The organism is Micromonospora sp. ATLC16, from assembly GCF_057196645.1.
This window is the reverse complement of sequence record NZ_JBXUOW010000115.1, coordinates 1-9434: the sequence shown is the minus strand read 5'-3', so window position 1 is coordinate 9434 and position 9434 is coordinate 1. Positions and strand designations below refer to the sequence as shown.

Genomic DNA, 9434 nt, shown 5'->3' with positions numbered 1-9434 from the left:
CGCGGACACCGCCGTCGCGGGCCGTGCCGGGCCGGCCGGCGCGGGCCGGCCGACGGACCGGACGCTGACCACCCGGTGTGCGGCGCTGCTGCATCACACCCCTCCCCCGAGGTACGGCATCCGTCAGGCGGAACGGTAACGCGGGAACGCGCCCGCCCCGGCGTACCGCGCCGCGTCGGCCAGCTCCTCCTCGATCCGCAGCAGCTGGTTGTACTTTGCGACGCGGTCGGACCGTGCCGGGGCACCGGTCTTGATCTGGCCGCAACCGGTGGCCACCGCCAGGTCGGCGATGGTGGTGTCCTCGGTCTCGCCGGAGCGGTGGCTCATCATGCACTTGAAGCCGGCCCGGTGGGCGAGATCCACCGCGTCCAGCGTCTCGGTGAGCGAGCCGATCTGGTTGACCTTGACGAGCACCGCATTGGCCGCCTGCTCGGCGATGCCCCGGGCGATGCGCTGCGGGTTGGTGACGAACAGGTCGTCACCGACGATCTGGACGCGGTCACCGATCGCGGCGGTCAGAGTCTGCCAGCCGGTCCAGTCGTCCTCGGCCAGCGGGTCCTCGATGGAGACGATCGGGTACGCGTCGGCCAGCTTGGTGTAGTACTCGCTCATCGCCGCGGCGCTCTTGGCCGCGCCCTCGAAGGTGTAGCTACCATCGGCGAAGAACTCGGTGGCAGCCACGTCGAGGGCGAAGACGATGTCGGTGCCGAGCCGGTAGCCGGCCTTCTCCACCGCCTCGGCGATCAGGTCCAGTGCGGCGGCGTTGGTCGGCAGGTTCGGCGCGAAGCCGCCCTCGTCGCCGAGCCCGGTCGACAGGTCCTTCTTCTTCAGCACCGACTTGAGCGCGTGGTACACCTCGGCGCCGGAGCGCAGCGCCTCCCGGAAGCTGGGCGCGCCGATCGGCGCGATCATGAACTCCTGGATGTCGACGTTGCTGTCGGCGTGCGCCCCGCCGTTGAGGATGTTCATCATGGGCACCGGCAGCAGGTGCGCGTTCGGGCCGCCCAGGTAGCGGAAGAGGCTCAGGTCGGCGCTGCCGGCCGCGGCCTTGGCCACCGCCAGGGAAACCCCGAGGATCGCGTTGGCGCCCAACTCGGCCTTGTTGTCGGTGCCGTCGATGTCGAGCATCTTCTGGTCGATCGCCCGCTGCTCGCTGGCTTCGTAACCGATGAGCTGGTCGACGATCCGGTCCTCGATGTTGGCGACCGCCTTCGCCACGCCCTTGCCCAGGTAGCGGCCCTTGTCACCGTCGCGCAGCTCGATCGCCTCGAAGGCGCCGGTCGAGGCGCCGGAGGGCACCGCCGCCCGGGAGATCGTGCCGTCGTCGAGCCCGACCTCGACCTCGACCGTCGGGTTGCCCCGCGAGTCCAGGATCTCCCGAGCCTCGATTACCTCGATGGTTGCCACTGAGTCGCTCCTCGTTCGTGTGGTCTCGTCCGGTTCGGCCGCGACGGTGCGGCAGCGGCAGGTGTTGAACGCAGCGTATCGGTCCACGCTCTGCGGCACGGCGACCGGGCGGGTCGTCGACCACGCTGCGACACCCGACGGGTCGGACATTCCCGAATTCTCGTGCCCCAACCGGCAACCGGTTTGCACGAGCGGGATCTGATCGACAAGGCTGGTCGCCATGCCCGCCGCCTCGACCACTCTCCGTACGCTCGCTGTGTCGGTCATCGCGTCGCTCACCGTTACCGGCTGTCAGGCTCTGGACGATGCCGGCCGGGCCATGGAGCGATCCGACATCGTCAACGATCTCGCCGCGCGGATGGACCGGGCACTGGAGCTGACATACTCGGCGGAGTACCAGCTTCCCGGCGGGCGGAGCGCCTCGTTCGTCCAGTCACAGGAACCGGCCCGGTCCAGCTACACCTGGCCTGGCGGAAAGCTGACCGTCACCGACGAAGCGACCACCCGGTGCGACACCGACGGCGACCGGCCCGTCTGCACGCTGGAGGAACCGCCCGCGCCCAACAGCAAGCCCTCGGTCGTGGTCTTCGCCGAGGCCGAACTACAGGGGCTGGTCACTCCTCCGATGGTGATGGGTCGGCTGACCGCCGCGGCGCTGGATCCGGACGCGGTCATCACCGAGCGCAGCAGCACGGTCGTCGGCCACCATGCGACCTGTGTCGACGTACGCCAGGCCGCGGAGAGCTTCACCGCCTGCGTGACCGGGCAGGGCGCGCTGGGCAGCTTCACCGGACAGGTTGACGGGCAACCGGTCGAGTTGGCGCTGAGCCGCTTCGGCGATCAGGTTGACGGCGGCGCCTTCGACCTGCCGGCGGGCGCCGACGTGGTGGACCGACGCACCGAGGGTCCGTGATCCAGAGCTGGGCAGCCGGGCAGCGCGCGGCCTAGAGGTCGAGCAGGGTGCGCAGGTGGCGCGGCGGCGGGCTGCCGTGGGCGAGCATCTCGTCGTGCCAGTCACGCAGCGGTACGTCGTGCGGCCGGGCGGCCGCGATGTCGGCCATCTCGCTGTAGCCGACGAAGTACGTCGACAGCTGTGCCGAGGTCAACAGCGCGCGACGCCACTTGCCGGCCGCCTCGCCCTCCTCCTGGAAGCCGCGTCCGGTCAGCAGCGCCATCGCTTCCGCCTCGGGCAGGTCCTCGGCGTGCGTCAGCTGGTCGAGCAGCGCGTTGAGGGTCATCCGTAGCTGCATCTTCAGCTGCTGCAACCGCACCGGCAGGCCACCGAATCCGCGACCGACCATCAGTTCCTCGGCGTAGACCGCCCAACCCTCGACGAACGGACCGGAGCGGATCAGCGACCGTACCCGGGTGGAGCCGGCGTATCGCCGGGCGTGGGCGAGTTGGAGGAAGTGGCCCGGCATCGCCTCGTGCACGGTGAGGTTGCGGATCATGTGGTCGTTGTACTCGCGGTAGAACGACTCCACTCGGCGGGCGGGCCAGTCCACAGGTGTCGGCGCGATGCAGTAGAACGTCGGCACAGCGGCTGTCTCCAGACCACCGGGCGCATCGCAGTAGGCCACCGCCACGCCCCGGGCGAACTCCGGCATCACCTGGATGGCGCACGGATCCTCCGGCACGGTCACCAGGTCGTGCCTGCGGACGAAGTCACTTGCCTCGTCCAGAGTGATCGAGGCCAGGTCGACGATGGTGTGGTCGTCGGGGTGTTCGGCGGCGAGCAGGTCGAGGGCCCGGCGTACGGTCTCGTCGTCGGCCGGACCACCGACCAGCTCGACCGCCGCCGCCCGGATCTCGTCGGTGACCCGGTCGAGGTTCGCCCAGGCCCGGCGCTGGATCTCGGCGGCACCCAGCTCGGTGTCGAGCGCATGCCACAGGCGCGCCTCCCAGCGCCGCCGGCCCAGCCGGGGGTCGCGACCCGGGCCGGCGTCGGCCGCCAGCCCGGCGCGCAGCCAGGCGACGAACTCGTCGAGCGCGGCCAGTGCCGCGGTGGCGGCCGGCTCGATCCGTTCGATGCCGGCGGGAGCCTGCGCGAGCAGCGCGGGTATCTCGTCGCGGATCAGCGCCGCCACACCGGTGAACTGCCCGACCGCCGTTTCGGCGTGCACCCGGGGCATGTCCCGCAAGGTCGCGCGCGCGGTCGCCAGCGCATCCGGTACGGCGGCGAGGCGGCCGGCGAGGGCGGTCAACCGCACCTCCACCGGCGCGTACGGGCGGGACAGCAGGGCGTGCAGCAGTGGACCGGGGTTGTGCACGAGCGGGTCCCACTCATGCCCCCGGATCTCGGTCAGCTCGAACAGCTCCTGGTCGACCAAAGCGGAGAGCAGGGCGTGGTCGACGCGCTCCTCGACGTCGAGGTCGTCGGGGTCGATCTCGACGAGCGCGCTCGCCGCGTCGACAAGCATCGCCCGGTCCGCCGCGACCGCGTCGGCCGAGAAGTCCGGCAGCCGATCGTCGACCCGATGGTCTCCCGCCGTTCCGGCGAGCCCCGGACGGCTCCCCAGCAACGCCTCGACAACCCGCTCCCCCACCACCTGAAACCGCTCCACCCTCCGACCCTAACCATCCCCACCCGAGCCCGCCCGCCGGCGCTCCCCCCACCCCCACCCCCGACCCCACCCCGCGTTGATCATGAGGTTAGCGGCACGAAATCTCGGATTCGGTGCCGCTAACCTCATGATCAACGCGGCTGGGTGGGGGTGGGTGGGGAGGGAGGATGAGGGCTGGATTCGGTGGTGCGGATGGATTGGGCGTGGGTGAGGGCGGTGCGGCGGAGGGCGGCTTCGGGGTCGAGTTCGGTGGCGTGGGCCTGGGCGACGAGGGCGAGCAACCGGGCACCGAGGATGGCCTCGGGGTCGGTTTGGGCCTCCGGTGAGGGCAGGGGCGGGGAGATGCCGACGCGGGCGGCCCGCTCCAGGATCTTCGCTGCCAGGGCGAGCGCCGGCTGGCTCAACGCGATGCCGTCGAGTACCGAGTCACGGGCCTTCTCCACCCGCTTGATCCGCTCCCAGTTGGCGGTGATCTCCTCCAGGGTGCCCGCCTCGGCACCGGCGAAGACGTGCGGGTTGCGCCGGATCATCTTGTCCACCAGCGCACCGGCCACGTCGTCGATGCTCCAACGTTCGTCCTCGGGCAACTCCTCGGCCAGCCGAGCGTGCAGCACCACCTGGAGCAGCACGTCGCCCAGCTCCTCGCGCAGCGCGTCGGTGTCCCCCGCGCTGATCGCGTCGTACGCCTCGTAGCTCTCCTCCAGCAGGAACCCGGCCAGGCTACGGTGGGTCTGCGCCCGCTTCCACGGATCACCGCCGGGCGAGAGCAGCCGGTCGAACACCGCCACCGCGTCCAGCAGCCGCGCGCCCGGTGGATCCCAGGAGCCGTACATCAGCTCCAGCTCCGCCAGCCCCGGCTCGCGGGCCAGGCGCAGCCCCAACTCCCGGGCCAGCGACTCGTCCCCGGCCGGGCCGGCCAGCCAGACCACCGTGTCCTGCGCCGCCGCCGCGTCCAGCAACGCCGGCACCGGCGGTCCGTCGAGCACCCGCACCTCGGCGCCCGTCGACCGCAGCGCCGTGGTCAGCTCGCTCTCCTCGGCGGCCAGCACCGGAGCCGCGCGTACCACGTCCCAGGCGGCTGCTGTCAACAGCCCGGCCGGCAACCGGGGCGAGGTCACCAGCAGGACGATCCGGGGCATGCTCAGCCGTCGGTCGGCACGGCCGGCTCGGGCCGTGGCCTCGGGGTGGAGACGTCGTTGACCGCGTCGGAGGCCGGCTCGCCGAGCGGCACGCCCACCGCGATGGCCTGCCCGGTGAAGCTCAGCACCGGGAACACCAGCGGCCGGTACCGGGGGTTGACCGTCACGTCGTACGTCTCGACCGCCTCCCGCAGCGAGTTGCGGCTGGCCAGCGCCTGGCGTAGCTGGTCGCCGTCGAGCTGGGCGGCGGCCTGCTCGACGGTCACCTCGGGCGGCACCGCGCCGGCACGCTTGCCCGCCTCGACCAGGTCGATCAGCTCCTGCTCGGTCGGGGCCACCGGAGCGCCGATCGGGATCCCGGACAGGCAGGTGTACAGCTCGGCGACCTGCCGCACGTACCCCGTCTCCGGGCTCAGACCGATGCCCTGCGCCACCTGCGCGGGGTCGACCTGGCTCTGCGAACGGTAGCCCTCGTCGGCGGAGATCCGCTCGCAGACCTCGCTGAGCACCAGGGTGCTCACCACCTGACCGCGCCCGGGCAACTGAGGCTCCTGGCCGGGCAACTGCGGCTGCTCGCCGGGCGGCACCTCAGCCCCCTCGGTCGGGGTCGGGTTCTTCGCCTGAGCGTCCTCGATGACCTCGGTGACCGCGTCCTCGGTGACCCGCTGGTCACCGACGTACGCGGCGACACCGGGCTCGGAACGGCAACCGGCGAGGGCTACGAGGCCGACCGCCACGCTGGCGACGGCGACAAGACGGCGAGCACGCATGCCCGTCACTCTCTCATGCCCCCTAACCACCGGTGACACCGGCGGGTACGCCGAGCACGTCGGAGAGGAGCTGGGCGCACCAGTCCAACAGGGACTGGTCGCGCAGCGGCTCGCCACCCACCCGGCGGGTCATCGGGCGGGGAACGCTCACCTGGTCGAGGGCCGCCTTGTAGACCGAGTCGGGGTGGTAGCGCTTGAGTCGCAACTGCTTGGAGTCCGGCAGCGGCAGCGGACCGAAGCGGAGGTGCCGGCCCTGGAGGCTGACGTCGGTGAGGCCGTAGGACCGGGCCAGCAGCCGGAACCGGGCCACCGCGATCAGGTTCTGCACCGGCGCGGGCGGCTCGCCGTACCGGTCGGTCATCTCGGCGGCCACCTCGCGCAACCGCTCCTCGTCGCGCGCCTCGGCGAGCTTGCGGTACATCTCCAGGCGCAGCCGCTCCACCCCCACGTAGTCGTGGGGCAGGTGCGCGTCCACCGGGAGGTCGATCTTCATGTCGGTATCCTCCTCCGGGCGCTCGCCCTTGAACGCCTGCACCGCCTCACCGACCATCCGCACGTACAGGTCGAACCCGACGCCCTCGATGTGCCCGGACTGCTCGCCGCCGAGCAGGTTGCCGGCGCCCCGGATCTCCAGGTCCTTCATGGCCACGTACATACCGGCGCCCAGCTCGGTGTGCTGGGCGATGGTGGCCAGCCGCTCGTGTGCGTGCTCGGTGAGCGGCTTGTCCGGCGGATACAGGAAGTACGCGTACGCCCGCTCCCGGCCCCGGCCGACCCGACCCCGGATCTGGTGCAGCTGAGCCAGGCCGAGCAGGTCGGCCCGCTCCACGATCAGCGTGTTGGCGTTCGGGATGTCGATGCCGGACTCCACGATGGTGGTGCAGACCAGGACGTCGTACTCCTTCTCCCAGAAGCCGACCATCACCTTCTCCAGGGCGTCCTCGCCCATCTGCCCGTGTGCCACCGCGACCCGCGCCTCGGGCACCAGCTCCCGCAGCCGGCGGGCGGTCCGCTCGATCGACTCGACCCGGTTGTGCAGGTAGAAGACCTGACCGTCGCGGAGCAGCTCACGGTGGATCGCGGCGGCCACCTGCCGGTCGTCCTGCGCACCGACGGCGGTGAGCACCGGATGCCGCTCCTCCGGTGGGGTGGCGATGGTGGACATCTCGCGGATGCCGGTGATCGCCATCTCCAGGGTGCGCGGGATCGGGGTGGCCGACATGCTCAGCACGTCGACCGCCGCCCGCATCGACTTGAGGTGCTCCTTGTGCTCGACGCCGAAGCGCTGCTCCTCGTCGACGATGACCAGCCCGAGCGACTTGAACCGGGTGGCCGCCGCCAGTAGCCGGTGGGTGCCGATGACGACGTCGGCGGTCCCGTCGGCGACCATGGCGAGGGTCTGCTCGGCCTCCTTCGGCGTCTGGAAGCGGGAGAGCTGCCGGATGGTCACCGGGAACTGGCTCATCCGCTCGGCGAAGGTGTTGTAGTGCTGCTGCACCAGCAGGGTGGTCGGCACCAGCACGGCGACCTGCCTGCCGTCCTGCACCGCCTTGAACGCCGCGCGTACCGCGATCTCGGTCTTGCCGTAGCCGACGTCGCCGCAGATCAGCCGGTCCATCGGGATGCTCTGCTCCATGTCCCGCTTGACCTCTTCGATGGCGGCGAGCTGGTCGGGCGTCTCCTGCCAGGGGAAGGCGTCCTCCAACTCCCGCTGCCACGGGGTGTCCGGCCCGAAGTTGTGCCCCTTGGACGCCTTGCGTGCGGCGTAGAGCTGGATCAGCTGGGCGGCGATCTCGCGGACCGCCTTGCGGGCGCGGGCCTTGGACTTCTGCCAGTCCGAGCCGCCCATCTTGTGCAGGGTGGGCTGCTCGCCGCCGACGTAGCGGCTCAACTGGTCGAGCTGGTCGGTGGGGACGAAGAGGCGGTCGCCGGGCTGGCCGCGCTTACTCGGGGCGTACTCGATGACGAGGTACTCCCGGGAGGCGCCGTTGACGGTGCGCTGCACCAGTTCGACGTACCGGCCGATGCCGTGCTGCTCGTGCACCACGTGGTCACCGGCGCGCAGCTCCAACGGGTCGATGGTGTTGCGTCGCCGGCTCGGCATCTTTCGCATGTCACGGGTGGACACGCCCCGACCGCCGGTCACGTCGCTGCCGGTGAGCAGCACGAACCGGGCCGCCTCGTCGACGAAGCCACCGGTCAGGCTGCCGCAGGTGACCAGCAGCTCACCCGGGACGGGCGCGGCCGGCACCTCCTCGGTCAGCCGGGCGCCGAGACCGCCGTCGCGAAGCACCTCGACCGCCCGCTGGGCGGGGCCGTGCCCCTCGAAGACCAGCGCGATCGACCAGCCTTCGCCGGCCCACCGCTTCAGGTCGTCGACCACCCGGGTGGTCTCCCCGTGGTAGAGCGGTGCGGGCTGGGCGGTCAGCGCCACCGCGATGGCGTCGTCGGGAGTGACGTCGACCGCCGCCGGCTCGTCCTCCCACGGCTCTCGGGTCGCCGCGACGCCCGGCTCGGCCAGACCGAACGGGGACAGCGTCCACCAGGGCTGGCGCAGGGTCGCGGCGTGCGCGCGTACGTCGGCGAGGGTGTGGAAGGCGGCGGCGCCCAGGTCGACCGGGGCCTGGCCACCGACGGCGGCCGCGGCCCAGCTGGCCTGAAGGAACTCCTCCGAGGTACGCACCAGGTCGTGCGCCCGGGTGCGGATCCGCTCCGGGTCGCAGAGCAGTACGTGGGTGCCGGCTGGCATGCAGTCCAGCAGCAGCTCCATCGAGTCGTTGCCGATCAGCGCGGGGGCCAGGGACTCCATGCCCTCCACCGGCACCCCGCCGGCCAGCTTGTCCAGGATCTCGGCCAGCTCCGGGTGCTGCTGCGCGAGGGCGGCGGCCCGCTCCCGGATCTCGGGGGTGAGCAGCAGTTCCCGGCAGGGCGGGGCCCAGAGCTGGGGAATCTGCTCGATGGTGCGCTGGTCGGCGACGGCGAAGGTGCGGATCTCCTCCACCTCGTCGCCCCAGAACTCGACCCGGGACGGGTGCTCGTCGGTGGGCGGGAAGACGTCGAGGATGCCGCCGCGCACGGCGAACTCGCCCCGCTTGGTGACCAGGTCGACGCGGGCGTACGCCATGTCGGTCAGCCGGCGGGCGATCTGCTCCAGGTCGGCCTCGTCACCGGCGGCCAACCGGACCGGTTCCAGATCGCCGAGCCCCTTGAGCTGGGGTTGCAGCACCGAGCGGACGGGGGCCACCACCACCCGCAGCGGGCCGGTGCGCCCGTGCGCGCCCGCCGAAGCCGGATGCGCGAGCCGACGTAGCACGGCCAGCCGTCGGCCGACGGTGTCGGAGCGTGGCGAGAGCCGCTCGTGCGGCAGCGTCTCCCAGCTCGGGAAGATCGCCACCTGCTCGGGCGGCAGCAGGCTGCCCAGCGCGGCGACGAGGTCCTCGGCCTCGCGGCTGGTGGCGGTGACCGCCAGCACCGCCCGCCCCGCACCACCGGCAGTCGCGCCGGTGCGCTGGCCGTCGGTGCCGGGGCCGCCGGTGCGCTGGCCGTCGGTGCGC

6 protein-coding genes are annotated in these 9434 nt (G+C 71.8%); 1 reads left to right on the top strand and 5 read right to left on the bottom strand.

The window, feature by feature from the left end; genetic code table 11:
- Nucleotides 1-123: 123 nt before the first annotated feature.
- A complete protein-coding gene (gene eno, locus AC2CHE_RS25920; RefSeq protein ID WP_484507456.1) occupies nucleotides 124-1407 on the bottom strand; it encodes a phosphopyruvate hydratase in 1284 nt (427 codons plus the stop codon).
- A gap of 220 nt (nucleotides 1408-1627) precedes the next feature.
- Here eno and AC2CHE_RS25915 point away from each other — a divergent pair, with 220 nt between their 5' ends.
- Nucleotides 1628-2320 carry a hypothetical protein gene (locus AC2CHE_RS25915; RefSeq protein WP_484507455.1) on the top strand — a complete coding sequence of 231 codons (693 nt, stop codon included), beginning with the start codon at nucleotides 1628-1630 and terminating at the stop codon, nucleotides 2318-2320.
- 31 nt (nucleotides 2321-2351) lie between these two features.
- On the opposite strand, the gene AC2CHE_RS25910 is transcribed toward AC2CHE_RS25915, so the two are convergent.
- The 4 genes from AC2CHE_RS25910 to mfd form a co-directional block, all read right to left on the bottom strand.
- Nucleotides 2352-3971, bottom strand: a complete 1620-nt coding sequence (locus tag AC2CHE_RS25910; protein ID WP_484507454.1) for a DUF885 domain-containing protein — start codon at nucleotides 3969-3971, stop codon at nucleotides 2352-2354.
- 131 nt (nucleotides 3972-4102) lie between these two features.
- Complete coding sequence (locus tag AC2CHE_RS25905; protein WP_484507453.1) at nucleotides 4103-5110, bottom strand: nucleoside triphosphate pyrophosphohydrolase; 1008 nt, start codon at nucleotides 5108-5110, stop codon at nucleotides 4103-4105.
- A gap of 2 nt (nucleotides 5111-5112) precedes the next feature.
- Nucleotides 5113-5880, bottom strand: a complete 768-nt coding sequence (locus AC2CHE_RS25900; protein WP_484507452.1) for a hypothetical protein — start codon at nucleotides 5878-5880, stop codon at nucleotides 5113-5115.
- Between the two features lie 22 nt (nucleotides 5881-5902).
- Nucleotides 5903-9434 (bottom strand): transcription-repair coupling factor (gene mfd / locus AC2CHE_RS25895; protein ID WP_484507451.1); only part of this gene is annotated, 3532 nt, incomplete at its 5' end.